This window comes from Streptomyces thermocarboxydovorans (genome assembly GCF_039524635.1).
GTDB classification, from domain to species: Bacteria; Actinomycetota; Actinomycetes; order Streptomycetales; family Streptomycetaceae; genus Streptomyces; species Streptomyces thermocarboxydovorans.
In genome coordinates this window covers 1-14,041 of sequence record NZ_BAAAGU010000065.1, presented here as the reverse complement: position 1 = coordinate 14,041, position 14,041 = coordinate 1, and the positions used below count along the sequence as shown (strand labels likewise).

General features: G+C 71.4%; 12 protein-coding genes and 2 pseudogenes. 5 read left to right on the top strand and 9 right to left on the bottom strand.

The features are described from left to right. Nucleotides 1-46 precede the first annotated feature (46 nt). From ABD198_RS25695 to ABD198_RS25680, 4 genes are all read right to left on the bottom strand, one after another. Entirely contained in the window at nucleotides 47-1,054 is a 1,008-nt protein-coding gene (locus tag ABD198_RS25695; RefSeq protein ID WP_344006173.1) for a CopD family protein, read from the bottom strand. Between the two features lie 147 nt (nucleotides 1,055-1,201). Continuing rightward, complete coding sequence (locus tag ABD198_RS25690) at nucleotides 1,202-2,578, bottom strand: CoA transferase (protein WP_344006170.1); 1,377 nt, start codon at nucleotides 2,576-2,578, stop codon at nucleotides 1,202-1,204. A 133-nt stretch (nucleotides 2,579-2,711) separates the two neighbouring features. Continuing rightward, nucleotides 2,712-4,244 (bottom strand): S8 family peptidase, encoded by a 1,533-nt coding sequence (locus tag ABD198_RS25685; protein ID WP_344006168.1) that lies wholly within the window; start codon nucleotides 4,242-4,244, stop codon nucleotides 2,712-2,714. A 77-nt stretch (nucleotides 4,245-4,321) separates the two neighbouring features. Continuing rightward, nucleotides 4,322-5,848, bottom strand: coding sequence for a S8 family serine peptidase (locus ABD198_RS25680; RefSeq protein ID WP_344006166.1), 1,527 nt, complete (start codon nucleotides 5,846-5,848; stop codon nucleotides 4,322-4,324). Nucleotides 5,849-6,158: 310 nt separating this feature from the next. Here ABD198_RS25680 and ABD198_RS25675 point away from each other — a divergent pair, with 310 nt between their 5' ends. The 3 genes from ABD198_RS25675 to moaA all read left to right on the top strand — a co-directional run bounded on the left by ABD198_RS25675 (nucleotide 6,159) and on the right by moaA (nucleotide 9,320). Then, nucleotides 6,159-6,515 carry a DUF485 domain-containing protein gene (locus ABD198_RS25675; protein ID WP_344006164.1) on the top strand — a complete coding sequence of 119 codons (357 nt, stop codon included), beginning with the start codon at nucleotides 6,159-6,161 and terminating at the stop codon, nucleotides 6,513-6,515. Next, on the top strand, nucleotides 6,512-8,140 hold the full coding sequence (locus ABD198_RS25670; protein ID WP_344006161.1) for a solute symporter family protein: 1,629 nt from the start codon (nucleotides 6,512-6,514) through the stop codon (nucleotides 8,138-8,140). The genes ABD198_RS25675 and ABD198_RS25670 overlap by 4 nt, the downstream gene beginning before the upstream one ends. A gap of 190 nt (nucleotides 8,141-8,330) precedes the next feature. Continuing rightward, nucleotides 8,331-9,320 carry a GTP 3',8-cyclase MoaA gene (moaA, locus tag ABD198_RS25665; protein ID WP_344006159.1) on the top strand — a complete coding sequence of 330 codons (990 nt, stop codon included), beginning with the start codon at nucleotides 8,331-8,333 and terminating at the stop codon, nucleotides 9,318-9,320. 57 nt (nucleotides 9,321-9,377) lie between these two features. On the opposite strand, the gene ABD198_RS25660 is transcribed toward moaA, so the two are convergent. Beyond that, complete coding sequence (locus ABD198_RS25660; RefSeq protein WP_344006156.1) at nucleotides 9,378-9,623, bottom strand: hypothetical protein; 246 nt, start codon at nucleotides 9,621-9,623, stop codon at nucleotides 9,378-9,380. A gap of 252 nt (nucleotides 9,624-9,875) precedes the next feature. Next, a complete protein-coding gene (locus ABD198_RS25655) occupies nucleotides 9,876-10,268 on the bottom strand; it encodes a DUF3099 domain-containing protein (RefSeq protein ID WP_344006154.1) in 393 nt (130 codons plus the stop codon). Between the two features lie 163 nt (nucleotides 10,269-10,431). Here ABD198_RS25655 and ABD198_RS25650 point away from each other — a divergent pair, with 163 nt between their 5' ends. After that, complete coding sequence (locus tag ABD198_RS25650; protein ID WP_344006152.1) at nucleotides 10,432-10,710, top strand: GlsB/YeaQ/YmgE family stress response membrane protein; 279 nt, start codon at nucleotides 10,432-10,434, stop codon at nucleotides 10,708-10,710. Between the two features lie 108 nt (nucleotides 10,711-10,818). Here ABD198_RS25650 and tyrS read toward each other — a convergent pair whose 3' ends face one another. From tyrS to ABD198_RS25635, 3 genes and pseudogenes are all read right to left on the bottom strand, one after another. After that, a complete protein-coding gene (gene tyrS, locus ABD198_RS25645; protein WP_344006150.1) occupies nucleotides 10,819-12,087 on the bottom strand; it encodes a tyrosine--tRNA ligase in 1,269 nt (422 codons plus the stop codon). A gap of 65 nt (nucleotides 12,088-12,152) precedes the next feature. Next, entirely contained in the window at nucleotides 12,153-13,544 is a 1,392-nt protein-coding gene (locus tag ABD198_RS25640; RefSeq protein ID WP_344006148.1) for a metallopeptidase TldD-related protein, read from the bottom strand. Beyond that, nucleotides 13,541-13,798: pseudogene (locus ABD198_RS25635) on the bottom strand (TldD/PmbA family protein); the annotation flags it as partial. The gene ABD198_RS25640 and the pseudogene ABD198_RS25635, both read right to left, overlap by 4 nt. Between ABD198_RS25635 and ABD198_RS25630 the strand changes: the two are divergent. After that, nucleotides 13,785-13,955: pseudogene (locus ABD198_RS25630) on the top strand (integrase core domain-containing protein); the annotation flags it as partial. The pseudogenes ABD198_RS25635 and ABD198_RS25630 sit on opposite strands and share 14 nt — an antisense overlap. Nucleotides 13,956-14,041: the final 86 nt, after the last annotated feature.

The following is a 14,041-nucleotide window of genomic DNA, read 5'->3' as shown; positions in this document are numbered from 1 at the left end:
GACACCCCGGTCCGTCAGGTGCCGTGCGCCGAGCGCCCGTTCGCCCTCACCAACGGATCGGCACCGGAAGCGCGGTGAGCAGGCCCGACACCGCGACCACCAGAGCCAGCAGATACACCTCGCCGCGGGCGGGGGAGCAGGCGGTCAGCGGGTCGCTCGCACGGGCCAGCCGGATCCGCGCCCACAGGGCCAGCGCGCACACCCCCGCCATCAGAATCACCTTCGCGAGCAGCACCCGCCCGTACGCGGTGTCCGTCAGCTGCTCGAGGATCGTGCCGGGCGGCATCCGGCGCAGCGAACTGCACACGCCCGTCGCGGTGAGGGCGGCCAGCAGGAACGCCGCCACCCGTGCGTAGAGCCCCAGCAGCGCGCTGCCTTCAGGGGCGTCCCGCCACCCCCGCAGGGTGCGCAGCACATGCAGCAGGCCCCCCACCCACAGCGACGAGGCGGTGAGATGGACGAGGGTGAGCCCGGAACCGATCAGCGGGCTGTACTCGGTCGTGGGATGGGCGCGCAGCGCCTCCGCGACGACGACCGCGGCCAGCGGCAGGGCCTGGGTGGCCGGCCGGGCGGAGGAGGCGCACAGGGCGGCCGCGAGGAAGCCGTTGACCTCCAGCAGGGCCAACTTGCCGTCACGGGTGGCGTACAGCCCGCCGATGTCGATGTCGGCCGGGCTGTCCGGGACGAGATTGCCGGTGGCGACCACGGAGGCGAGCCCGAGGGCCGCGACGAAACCGGCCCAGCCGGCCGCCGCGGACCAGCTGCGCGGCCGGGCCCGGGGAGCGCCGGGTACGGAACGGGCGAGCCGGTTGGCGAACAGCTCGCCCACGGGTATCGCCAGCGCCGCGAACAGCACCGTGCGCAGCAGCGCGATGCCGCCGGTGCCGGGCGCGCCGGCCTCACCGGTGCCGTGCAGCGCGGGCGACGGACCGAGCAGCGGTATCAGCGCGGCCAGCGCCACCAGCACGATCACGGCGACGGCCCGGCCGGTGCCGGAACGCCGGGCGCCCCGGTGAGCACCGGTCGCCCCGGACCTGGATCTCGTCAATGTCACCCCAGGATCTTCACAAGCACGCCAAGAACCGGGCAAGTCCGGGCTCAAAGCGGGGGCATGGATGGCTGGTTTGATCACCATTTGGCCGCATTCGGCCTCCCATGCGTCCGGATGCCCGAGTGCATGACTGCCCGGGTGCCCGAGCGCTCACCACCACCGCGCCGGGTCCGTGCCCCAACGGCCCGGCGGTCGCTCCCAGTCGCGCGGCCCGCCGTCGAACGACACCGGCGACAGCGCGTACCGCAGCCGCCCCAGATCGCTGTCCCGCTCGGCGAGCCAGGGCTGCGCGGACGGTTCGGCCTGCTCCGGCCTCGGTTCCGTGCTCCCCGCCCCCTCCAGCAGCCAGCCGGCCGTCCGGGCCAGCGCCACCCGCACCAGACGGCTGCCGCCCTCGTCGGCCTGCTCGGTCAGCGCCCGCAGCACCCCCGCCGCCAGCAGATATCCCGAGCCGTGGTCGAGGGCCTGCGCCGGAAGCGCGCCCGGCTGCTCCGCCGAGCCCTCGAGAGCCGCGATGCCCGTGGCCACCTGGACGAGACTGTCGAAGCCCCGCCGCTCCCGCCAGGGCCCCCGCCTGCCCCAGGCGGACAGCTGGGCCACCACCACCCCGGGCCGGCGCTCGGCGAGCTCCTCGGGCGTCAGCCCGAAGCGCTCCAGGGCGCCCGGCCGGTACCCGGTGAGGACGACGTCCGCCGCGGCGAGCAGCTCCTCGAAGACGGACCGGTCCGCTCGCAGGTCCAGCAGGGCCGACCGCTTGCCGAAGCCCGTGTCCGCGTGCTGGTCGGGGAGTTCGGGCAGCTGCGGCGCGTCCAGGCGCAGCACGTCGGCGCCGAGCAGGGCGAGCGTGCGGCTCGCGACCGGCCCGGCGAGGACCCGGGTGAGGTCCAGCACCCGGATCCCCGCGGCGGGCAGCAGCGGATCCCGGCGCACGGGAGCGAACGCCCGCGCGTGAGCCGAGTCCAAGCGCTCGCGCTCCACCAGGGGGAGCTCCGAGACTGCCCGCGCCTGCTCGTGCGCCGCCCACTCCCGGGGCGTGCGCAGCGCCACGGCCAGACCTCCGCGCGCGTACACGGCGTCCTCCACCTCAAGAGCCGAGCGCTCGGCGAGGGCCGCCGCGACCGCCGCCGGGTCCTCGCCGACGCCCAGGGTGTCCAGCAGCCGGGCCCGGTGATGCGGGTAGTTGGCGTGGGTGCGCACCCAGCCGTCGGCCGTCCGCCAGAAGCGCGACAGGGGCGCGAACGTCTCCGGAGCCCGCCCGTCGACCAGCAGATGCCGCTCGCTGACGAACGCGGCCGCCACGGCACCGTCGTCCACCCGCACCGCCGGCACCTCCTGAGTCCCGGCACGACGTGCCGCCAGCTCGGCGGCGGCCAGCGCGCACGCGCCCACGCAGGCAACCGCCAGCTGCCGCACCGGGAGCCGCGCGGGCAGGGCGCCGGGCCGTTCGACGGACACCACACGGTCGAGCAGGGCGGGATCGCCGCCGAGCGCCGCCCAGGCGGAGGAGACCTCGGGAAGAAGAGTCATGACCGCACTATGCAGCACTACGCAGCGCGCCTTGATCCGGACGAGGTCGTGCGGCGGCACACGCGAAGCGGGGGCCGGACGTCCGCCCGGCCCCCGCTCCCACCGACCATGCGGCGGCTAACGCGTCAGCACGTCACCACTTGACGGCGTCCAGGGCGTCGGCCATGCCCCAGCCGTAGAAACTGTTGCGGTTCTTCGGCCCCTCGCACACCGCGTCGACCTTGCCGTCGCCGTTGATGTCGTACGGGTCCGCGCACGGCGTGGCGTCGGCCTGCGCGTACAGCAGGGCCTTCACCAGCGCGGGCGAGGCGTACGGGTGCGTCGACTTGATGAGCGCGGCGACACCCGCCACATGCGGGGACGCCATCGACGTGCCCGCCATGTAGCCCCACTTGCCGCCGGGCAGCGGACCCAGGATCAGGCCGCTGGTCGCGGGCGGCTCCGGCTTCTGGTACGCGGTCGAGTCGCCGCCGGGCGCGGCGATGTCGATGACGCCCAGACCGTGGTTGGAGAACGAGGACTTCAGACCCTTGGCGCCGGTCGCCGCGACGGTCACGACACCCGGCAGCTGGGTCGGTATGTCGAGGCACTCCGTCGGGTCGATGACCCGCTCGGTCGGGGTGGCATCGTTCGGGGAGACCGGGTCGGTGATCTCGTCGGCCGCGAGGTCGTAGTTCTCGTTGCCGGCCGCGGCCACATTGACCGCGCCCTTGCGCTCCGCGTACCGCGTCGCCCGGGAGACGGCCTCGAGGAGCGCCTTCTGGTCCGGGTCGTTCTTGCAGTTGAAGTACCAGGGGTCGGTGTAATAGCTGTTGTTGGTCACATCGACCCCGTGCTCGGCCGCCCACATGAAGCCGCACACCACGGCCTCGGCGTAGAAGTAGCCGTCCGGGTTGGACACCTTGATGCCCGAGACCTTCACGCCCGGTGCCACACCGGTCATGCCGACGCCGTTCTTGGCGGCGGCGATCTCACCGGCCACATGGGTGCCGTGCGGGCTCTCCGTCGGGCCGGGACGCCAGGCGCCCTCGCTGGTGTCCGGCTTGCCCGTCACACAGTTGACGGACGCGGCCCGGTCGAAGTTGGGCGCGATGTCCGGATGGGTGTCGTCGACGCCGGTGTCGATGACGCCGACGGTCACCTTCGAGCTGCCCAGCGACTTCTCGTGCGCCTTGTCCGCCTTGATGGCCGGCAGGTCCCACTGCAGCTGCTGCAGCGGGTCCTGGCCCGCGGCGGCCTCGGACGCGGCCTCGGCGACCTCCCGCTCGCTGAGGACCTTCGGGGCGCCCAGGTCGGTGGTGGCGGCCGACGGCAGCGGCGCGTTGCGGGTGGCACCGGCCGACTGCACCCCGCGCACCTTGCGGATGGTCCTGGCGAAGTCGGCGTTGGAGGAGTGCGCGACGATCACGCCGATCTTGTCGTACGAGGTGACGACCGTGCCGCCGGCCTCGGCGATCGCCTTCTTCACCTTGGCCGACGTGCCGTGCCCACCATGGATGTTGACGACATAGCTGAGCGGAGTGCCGTCGGTGGCCGCCGCGGCGGATGTGTCCGCGGTGGGGGCGGCGGTGGCCGCGGTGTTCGGCAGGAACGCCAGCGCGGTCGCCATGGCCATCCCCGCCGGGATCACCAGGGCACGGCGGTGGCGCGGGTGAGACGCTGTCATGGAGTCTCCAGTTCGGTCACTGAACGAGCTGAGGTGCCAGGGCGTCCTGGCTGCACGGGAGCGGGAGGGACGGGCGCTCACTTGACCGCGCGCAGCGCGTCGACGATGCCGAAGCCATAGAAGCCGTTGACCCGGCTGCCGCCCCCGCACGTCGCGTCCTGCGTGCCGTCACCGTCCAGGTCGTACGACTCGGGGCAGCCCGGGTTGTTCGCCTGCGCCTTCAGCAGCGCCTGGAGCGCGGCCGGGGGAGCCCACGGGTGCTTGGACTTCAGCAGCGCCGCCACACCGGCCGCGTGCGGCGAGGCCATCGAGGTGCCCTGCAGGAAGGCGTACTGGCCGTTCGGCATGGTGGACAGGATGCGCCCGTTCTTCGACGGGGTGTCCGGCGTCTGGTAGCGGCCGTCGCCACCGGGGGCGGCCACGTCGACCACGCCCTTGCCGTAGGTGGAGTAGTACGACTTGAGGTTCTTCACGCCCGTGGCGCTGACCGTGACCACGCCCGGCAGCTGCGTCGGCACGTCGAGGCACTCGCTCGGGTCGATGGTCCGGGTCACCGGCGTGGTGTCGTTGGGGCTGGACTCGTCGACGATCGCGTCGGAGGCGAGGTCGTGGTTGGAGTTGCCGGCCGAGGCGACGTGCAGGGTGCCCTTGCGCTGGGCGTACAGCTGGGCGCGGTTGACCGCGTCGAGGATGGCCCGCTGGTCCGGGTCGTCCTTGCAGTTGTACAGCCACGGGTCGACGTAGTAGCTGTTGTTGGTGATCTCCACGCCGTGGTCGGCGGCGAACATGAAGGCGCAGACCACGTTCTCCGGGTAGAACAGCCCGTTGTCCGGGTCGCTGACCTTGATGCCGGAGACCTTCACACCGGGGGCGACACCGGCGACGCCGATGCCGTTGCGCGCCGCGGCGATCTCACCGGCCACATGGGTGCCGTGGTAGTCCTCGTCCGTGTACGGCCGCCAGGCGCCCTCGCTGGTGTCGGCCTTGCCGCCGACGCAGTTGGCCGACTGCGACTTGGAGAAGTTCGGGGCGAGGTCCGGGTGGGTGTCGTCCACGCCGGTGTCGATGACGGCGACCGTCACCTTGCTGCTGCCCGGGTTGATGCGGGCGGCCTTGTCGGCGCCGATGGCCCGCAGGTCCCACTGGTCGGCCTCGAGGGGCTCGCTGTCCGGGGTCTCGGCGGAGGCGGCCTTGATGCGTGCCGCCTCGTCGGCCGTCACGAAGTCGGCGGCGCCCAGGTCCGTGGTCCCGGCGGCCTTCAGCGGCGCGGTCCGGGTGGCGCCCGCCGACTGAACCCCCTTCACGCCCCGTATCTGCTTCGCGAAGCCCGGGTTCGCCGAGTGGACGACGATCACGCCGATCCGGTCATGGGTGACCACGACGGTCCCGCCCGCCGCCGCGATCGCCTTCTGCACCGACGCGATGGTGCGGCGGTCCACCTTGGTGTTGACGACATACGCCAGGGTGGGCGCATCCGCCGCCTGCTCCGCCGAGGCCGGCTGCGGCGCCGCCGACGCCGTCGCGGGCAGGAAGCCCAGCGAGGCGGTCAGGGACAGCGCGACGGGCACGGCGAGGGCGAGGCGTCTGGAACGCAGATGAGCCATGGGGTCTCCACATCATCCGGAACGGGACCGGCCCGAGGCAGGTGGCGCTTCGGGCAGGTACATGACGGGGTGGTGCAGGGTGAAGCTATCCGGCGATGTTGCCGTCCCACAACGTTTTGCCCGCAGGACTTCACACAGGCGGCCCGAACCTCTCGGTGAACCGTCGCGTTACGTCTTGCGGAAAGAAGCGAATTCGGTTGAACCGGTCCTCGTGTCGCCCCGTGCCCCCCTGTGCGGGAGGAGCGAGGACCTTCGCCTTCCCCTCTGAAAGAACCGAAAGACAACCCCACCCGCAACGCGAGGAGACTCCGTGGCCGCCGATGCACCGCCCCCCTCGACAGAACAACGCCAACTCCCCGGAGCAGAGGAGTTCACCGAGGTCCAGGAGAGCGCGGAGTTCGGTGAACTGCGCCGTTCCTACCGCTCCTTCGCCTTCCCGCTGACCGTCGGCTTCATCGTCTGGTACCTGCTGTACGTGCTGCTGTCCAACTACGCGGGCGGCTTCATGGGCACCAAGCTGTTCGGCAACATCAACGTCGCCTTCGTCTTCGGCGTCCTGCAGTTCGCCACCACGTTCCTCATCGCCTGGTGGTACTCGCGGCACGCGGCAGCCAAGCTCGACCCCAAGGCCGAGGCCATCAAGACCCGTATGGAGGGCGGCGCATGAGCCCCGCGATCACCCATGTCACCCTGGCCGCCAACGAGGCCAGCGAGCACCGCGGCCTGATCATCACCCTGTTCGCCCTGTTCGTGGTCGCCACCCTCGGCATCACCGTCTGGGCCGGCCGGCAGACCAAGGACGCCGCCGACTTCTACGCCGGCGGACGCCAGTTCAGCGCCTTCCAGAACGGACTCGCCGTCTCCGGCGACTACATGTCCGCCGCGTCCTTCCTCGGCATCGCGGGCGCCATCGCCCTCTTCGGCTACGACGGATTCCTCTACTCCATCGGCTTCCTGGTCGCCTGGCTGGTCGCCCTGCTGCTGGTCGCCGAGCCGCTGCGCAACTCCGGCCGCTACACCATGGGCGACGTCCTCGCCTACCGCATGCGCCAGCGTCCGGTGCGCACCGCGGCCGGCACCTCCACCATCGTGGTGTCGATCTTCTACCTGCTCGCCCAGATGGCCGGCGCGGGCGTCCTGGTCTCGCTGCTGCTGGGCATCACCTCCGACGCCGGCAAGATCCTGATCGTGGCCCTGGTCGGCGTCCTGATGATCGTGTACGTCTCCATCGGCGGCATGAAGGGCACCACCTGGGTCCAGATGGTCAAGGCCGTGCTGCTCATCGGCGGCACCGTGCTCATCACCTTCCTGGTGCTGCTGAAGTTCAACTTCAACATCTCCGAGCTGCTCGGCAAGGCCGCCGAGAACAGCGGCAAGGGCGACGCCTTCCTGGAGCCCGGCCTGCAGTACGGTGCCGACAACCTCACCAAGCTGGACTTCATCTCCCTGGGCATCGCCCTGGTGCTCGGCACCGCCGGCCTGCCGCACATCCTGATCCGCTTCTACACGGTGCCCAGCGCCAAAGCCGCCCGTAAGTCCGTGAACTGGGCCATCGGCATCATCGGCGGCTTCTACCTGATGACCCTCGCGCTGGGCTTCGGGGCCGCCGCACTGATCTCCCAGGAGGAGATCATCGCCTCCAACCCGTCCGGCAACACCGCCGCCCCGCTGCTCGCCCTGCACATCGGCGGCGTCGACTCGGCCTGGGGCGCGATCCTGCTCGCCACCATCTCGGCGGTCGCCTTCGCCACCATCCTCGCCGTCGTCGCCGGACTCACCCTGGCCTCGTCCTCCTCCTTCGCGCACGACATCTACGCCAATGTCATCCGCAAGGGGAACGCCACCGAGCAGGAGGAGATGAAGGCGGCCCGCTGGGCGACCGTCCTCATCGGTGTGGTCTCCATCGCGCTCGGCGCCCTCGCCCGCGACCTCAACGTCGCCGGCCTGGTCGCCCTGGCCTTCGCGGTCGCCGCCTCGGCCAACCTGCCGACCATCCTCTACAGCCTGTTCTGGAAGCGGTTCACCACCCAGGGCGCGCTGTGGTCGATCTACGGCGGCCTGATCGTCGCCGTCGGCCTGGTGCTGTTCTCGCCCGTGGTCTCCGGCGACCCCAAGGCGATGTTCCCGGACGCCGACTTCGCCTGGTTCCCGCTGAAGAACCCGGGCATCATCTCCATCCCGTTCGGCTTCCTGATGGGCTGGCTCGGCACCGTGCTGTCCAAGGAGGAGCCCGACACCAAGAAGTTCGCGGAGCTGGAGGTCCGGTCGCTGACCGGCACCGGCGCCCACTGACGTCCCGCACGAACGGCCGCGTCACCGGGATCCGTAGGTCCCTACGACGCGGCCGTTCCGCATCTCGTCACATCGGGTCGTGGTGGGTTGTCGGTGGCGTCACGTAGGCTCGCAGGTGTTCGGACACGTGATCCGGACGGATGCGTGCACCGGGCGGAAGCGCGCGATCCACGTCGAGGGAGGGGGCCCCGTGCTCATCGACACCTACGGCCGAGTGGCGACGGACCTGCGGGTCTCCCTGACCGACCGCTGCAATCTGCGCTGCACCTACTGCATGCCCGAGGAGGGCCTGCAGTGGCTGGCCAAGCCCGACCTGCTCACCGACGACGAGATCGTCCGCCTCATCCGCATCGCGGTCACCTCCCTCGGCATCGAGGAGGTCCGCTTCACCGGCGGCGAGCCGCTGCTGCGCCCCGGCCTGGTCGGCATCGTCCAGCGGGTGGCCGCCCTGGAGCCCCGCCCGCAGATGTCCCTCACCACCAACGGCATCGGCCTCCGGCGCACCGCCCCGGCCCTGAGGGAGGCGGGCCTGGACCGGGTCAACGTCTCCCTGGACACCCTCCGCCCGGAGGTCTTCAAGGCGCTCACCCGCCGCGACCGCCACCGGGACGTCCTCGACGGCCTCTACGCGGCCCGCGAGGCCGGCCTCACCCCGGTGAAGGTCAACTCGGTCCTGATGCCGGGGCTCAACGACGACGAGGCCCCCGACCTGCTCGCCTGGGCCGTGGAGCACGACTACGAGCTGCGCTTCATCGAGCAGATGCCGCTGGACGCCCAGCACGGCTGGAAGCGCGAAGGCATGATCACCGCCGGGGACATCCTGGCCTCCCTGCGCACCCGCTTCGAGCTGACCCCCGAGGGCGAGGAGAAGCGCGGCTCGGCCCCGGCGGAGCGCTGGCTGGTCGACGGCGGCCCCCATGTGGTCGGTGTGATCGCCTCGGTCACCCGCCCCTTCTGCTCCGCCTGCGACCGCACCCGCCTGACCGCCGACGGCCAGATCCGCACCTGCCTCTTCGCCACCGAGGAGACGGACCTGCGCGGTGCCCTGCGCTCCGGCGCGGACGACGAGGAGATCGCCCGCATCTGGAAGCAGGCCATGTGGGGCAAGAAGGCGGGCGCGGGCCTCGACGACCCGTCCTTCGTCCAGCCGGACCGCCCCATGTCCGCCATCGGCGGCTGAGCCCTGGTCCGCTACGGGGCTGCCCCGGGCCCGCACCGGGGCCGACCCGGCCGCAGCTCAGCCTCCGGGCCGGTCCTGCCCTTCCTGCTGCTCCTGCCACTCCTCGAACCTCACCACGTCCTTGAGGAACCCCCGTACGCCCAGGAACTGGGACAGATGCTCGCGGTGCTCCTCGCAAGCGAGCCAGGTCTTGCGGCGGTCCGGCGTGTGGATCTTCGGGTTGTTCCAGGCGAGCACCCACACGGCTGGGGCGCGGCAGCCCTTGGCGGAGCAGATCGGCGTCTCGGGGTCAGCGTTGATCACCGTCCGACCCTAACCCGTTCGGCCCGGGGAAAGGTCCGGGAAGGCCCGGGAAAGGGGCGACGCCGAGCAGCCACGGGGGGAGCTGCCCGGCGTCGGTCCGTCGCTCCGACGGGGGATGCGGAGCGCGTACGAAGTATGTCACGGGTCACCCCGCCGCTGGCACCGAAAGAGCATGATTGATCTGAGCTCTTCTTGAGCTTGGCGGGGAACCGGCTTCCGCTCCGGCCCGCCGTGCTCCCCCGGCCCCACGGCTCACGAAGGCTCGGGCCGCTGCGTTCGTGCGCCCGGAGTCGGCTCGGGCGCCGCTTCTTCCGTGTCCGGCCCGGCCCCGCCGTCATTCGTCCGGGGCGGCGTGATCATGGGCCGCAGCGGCGGCGTGATGAAGGTCGAGGGGGTCGGCGGCGCGTTCTCCCGCCCCGCGTTGGCGATCACCACGGCGATGTACGGCAGCACCAGTCCGAGGACCAGCGCCACGATCGCGACATGCCGCTCCACGTTCCACAGGGTCGCCGCGAGGATGACCGAGATCGTACGGATGGTCATCGAGATCACGTACCGGCGCTGCCGCCCCCGTACGTCCTCCTGGAGGCTCGCCCGCGCACCGGTGATCCGGAAGACCCGGGCGCCGCCGTGCTGTTTCCGCATCACACTCACCATCCGCCCGCGCCTCGGAGAACATCACCACGTTACGCCCTGTGCGCGGCGCCCACGAGACCGGGTCCCGGGCGCCGCACTCCCGACATGCGGGGCAGGGGGAGTGGGCCGACACTGGCTGTACTGCTCGCGTCAAGCGGTACAGGAGGCAGCCATGGGCTGGTTGTGGGCCATCATCGTGGGATTCGTGCTCGGTCTGATCGCCAAGGCGATCATTCCCGGTAAACAGCACAGCCCCCTGTGGCTGACCACCATCGGCGGCATCCTCGGGGCCATCGTGGGCAACGCGATGGCGCGGGGCTTCGGCGTCGAGGAGACCCCCGGCATCGACTGGAGCCGCCACATCTTCCAGGTGGTGGCCGCCGTGATCATCGTGGGTCTGATCGACGCGCTGTACATGCAGGTCCGCGGGAACAAGAGACAGCGCGCTTAGCCGGCTCAGGACCCGGCGGGCGGCCGGCACGGCGAACCGGCACGACGAAGGGGCGGCCCCGGACCAGACCGGGACCGCCCCCACTCCGTTCGGGGCCGCCGTCGCGGCTCAGGCGCCGGTGACCTCCACCGCGGCCAGGTTCTTCTTGCCCCGGCGCAGCACCAGCCACCGCCCGTGCAGCAGATCCTCCTTCGCCGGGACCGCGTCCTCGCTCGCGACCTTGACGTTGTTCACGTAGGCGCCGCCCTCCCGGACGGTGCGCCGTGCCGCCGACTTGCTCGGCACCAGGCCCACCTCGGCGAACAGGTCGACCACCGGGCCGAGCTGGGACACCCGGATGTGCGGCACCTCGGAGAGCGCCGCCGCCAGCGTCCGCTCGTCCAATTGGGCCAGCTCGCCCTGCCCGAACAGCGCCCGGGAGGCGTTGATCACGGCCGCCGTCTGCTCGGCGCCGTGCACCAGCGTCGTCAGCTCCTCCGCCAGCGCCCGCTGGGCCGCCCGCGCCTGCGGACGCTCCCGCGTCTGCCGCTCCAGCTCCTCCAGCTCCTCACGGGACTTGAAGGACAGGATCCGCATGTATGTGGAGATGTCCCGGTCGTCCGCGTTCAGCCAGAACTGGTAGAACGCGTACGGCGTGGTCATCTCCGGGTCGAGCCAGACGGCGCCGCCCTCGGTCTTGCCGAACTTGGTGCCGTCCGCCTTGGTCAGCAGCGGCGTCGCCAGCGCGTGCACCTCGGCCTGCGGCTCCAGCTTGTGGATCAGGTCCAGGCCCGCCGTGAGGTTGCCCCACTGGTCGCTGCCGCCCTGCTGGAGGGTGCAGTTGTAGCGCCGGTACAGCTCCAGGAAGTCCATGCCCTGCAGCAGCTGGTAGCTGAACTCCGTGTAGCTGATGCCCTCGGCGGACTCCAGACGCCGCGCGACCGAGTCCTTCGTCAGCATCTTGTTGACGCGGAAGTGCTTGCCGATGTCGCGCAGGAACTCGATGGCCGTCAGGTTGGCCGTCCAGTCCAGGTTGTTCACGATCTTCGCCGCGTTCTCGCCCTCGAAGGACAGGAACGGCTCGATCTGCGCGCGCAGCCGCTCCACCCAGGCCGCGACCGTCTCCGGGTCGTTCAGCGTGCGCTCGGCGGTCGGGCGCGGGTCGCCGATCTGGCCGGTCGCGCCGCCCACCAGTGCCAGCGGGCGCAGGCCCGCCTGCTGCAGGCGGCGCATGGTCAGGACCTGGACCAGGTGGCCGACGTGGAGGCTGGCCGCGGTCGGGTCGAAACCGCAATAGAACGTGACCGGACCGTCCGCGAGCGCCTTGCGCAAAGCGTCCTCGTCAGTGGACAGGGCGATCACGCCACGCCACTTCAGCTCGTCGACGATGTCCGTCACGTCTCTCGTGTCTCCTTGATGATCTTCGGCCGGCCGGGTGACAGCCGATTGCGACGCCTACGAGGTTATACGCCCCGGCTGACCGAGCTCATATTGAAATCCGGGACGCGCAGCGGGGGCATCGCCGCCCTGGTGAACCAGTCGCTCCACTCCCTGGGCAGCGTCCTGACGGTGCGCCCCGCCTCGGTGGCCCGGCCCAGCAGGTCCACCGGCGATTCGTTGAAGCGGAAGTTGTTCACCTCGCCGGTGATCTCGCCGTTCTCCACCAGGTACACCCCGTCCCGGGTGAGCCCCGTCAGCAGCAGCGTCGCCGGGTCGACCTCGCGGATGTACCACAGGCAGGTCAGCAGCAGGCCCCGCTCGGTGGCCGCGACCATCTCGTCGAGCGAGCGGTCCGCGCCGCCCTCCAGGATCAGGTTGTCGATCGCCGGGGCCACCGGCAGCCCGGTCAGCCCGGCGCTGTGCCGGGTCGTCGTCAGCCGGCGCAGCTCGCCCTCGCGCACCCAGTCCGTGGCCGCGAGCGGCAGCCCGTTGTCGAACACCGACTGGTCGTCGCCCGAGGAGTGCGCGATCACGAACGGCGCCGACTCCAGGCCCGGCTCATGCGGGTCGCTGCGCAGCGTCAGCGGCAGCTCGGACAGCTTCTCGCCCACCCGGGTGCCGCCCGGCTTGGAGAACACCGTGCGGCCCTCGGCCGCGTCCCGCCCGGAGGCCGACCACATCTGGTAGACCAGCAGATCCGCCACCGCACTCGGCGGCAGCAGCGTCTCGTAGCGGCCCGCGGGCAGCTCGAGCCGCCGCTCGGCCCAGCCCAGCCGTACCGCCAGCTCGGCGTCGAGGGCCGTCGGGTCGACGTCCTTGAAGTCCCGCGTGGAGCGCCCCGCCCACGCGGAACGGGTGCGGTCCGGCGACTTGGCGTTGACCTCCAGCGTCCCGTTGGGCTGGTCGTGGCGCAGCCGCAGCCCCGTGGATGTGCCCAGATAGGTGGAGACCACCTCGTGGTGGGCGAAGCCGTACAGCTCCCGGCCGCCCGCCCGCGCCCGGGCGAAGGCCTCGCCCAGGGCCGGGGCGAAGTCGGCGAACACGGCCGAGGAGGTCTCCGCGGGCGCCTCGGTGAACTCGGGGGACGCCGGCACCCCGGTGACCAGCGGCTGCGCGTCCTCGGCCGGACCGGCGCCGCGCGCGGCGGCCTCGGCGGCCCGCACCAGCGGTTCCAGCTCGTCCATGGTCACCGCCGAGCGGGACACCACCCCGGAGGCGGTGCCCTCCGCGCCGTCCACCGTGGCGATCACGGTGAGGGTGCGCCCGCGGGTGACCCCGTTGGTGGTCAGCGCATTGCCCGCCCAGCGCAGATTGGCGGTCGACTGCTCGTCGGCGATCACGACACAGCCGTCGGCCCGGGACAGCTCCAGAGTCCGCTCGACGATCTCGTGCGGCTTGCTGACACGCGCGCTCATCGGCCGGCCTCCTGCGTGGTGTTCAGAATGTTGACTCCCTTGAAGAGCGCGGACGGGCAGCCGTGCGAGACCGCCGCCACCTGCCCGGGCTGGGCCTTGCCGCAGTTGAAGGCGCCGCCGAGCACATAGGTCTGGGGCCCGCCGACGGCGGTCATGGAACCCCAGAAGTCGGTGGTGGTGGCCTGGTAGGCGACGTCCTTGAGCTGGCCGGCCAGCCGGCCGTTCTCGATGCGGTAGAAGCGCTGCCCGGTGAACGAGTGGGCCTACACCCGCCCCTACCGCAGCGAACAGGAACGACGCGACGCCTTCCCCGACTGGCTGCACACCTACAATCACCACCGCGGACACACCGCGCTGAAAGGCCAGCCACCCGCCAGCCGCGTTCCTAACCTCTCAGGGCAATACAGCTAAGAGGATGTTTCACGTGGTGGCTTTGGCGAGCTTCTTGTAGCAGGTCAGCGCGGCCGCGAGGCCCAGGAAGGCGAGGAAGTGGCTGC

Excerpts from the sequence above, each read along its gene's own strand:
- ABD198_RS25690 (WP_344006170.1), bottom strand. The coding sequence starts at position 2,578 with ATGACTCTTCTTCCCGAGGTCTCCTCCGCCTGGGCGGCGCTCGGCGGC.
- ABD198_RS25685 (WP_344006168.1), bottom strand. The coding sequence starts at position 4,244 with ATGACAGCGTCTCACCCGCGCCACCGCCGTGCCCTGGTGATCCCGGCG.
- ABD198_RS25680 (WP_344006166.1), bottom strand. The coding sequence starts at position 5,848 with ATGGCTCATCTGCGTTCCAGACGCCTCGCCCTCGCCGTGCCCGTCGCG.
- ABD198_RS25670 (WP_344006161.1), top strand. The coding sequence starts at position 6,512 with ATGAGCCCCGCGATCACCCATGTCACCCTGGCCGCCAACGAGGCCAGC.
- ABD198_RS25655 (WP_344006154.1), bottom strand. The coding sequence starts at position 10,268 with ATGCGGAAACAGCACGGCGGCGCCCGGGTCTTCCGGATCACCGGTGCG.
- ABD198_RS25650 (WP_344006152.1), top strand. The coding sequence starts at position 10,432 with ATGGGCTGGTTGTGGGCCATCATCGTGGGATTCGTGCTCGGTCTGATC.
- ABD198_RS25640 (WP_344006148.1), bottom strand. The coding sequence starts at position 13,544 with ATGAGCGCGCGTGTCAGCAAGCCGCACGAGATCGTCGAGCGGACTCTG.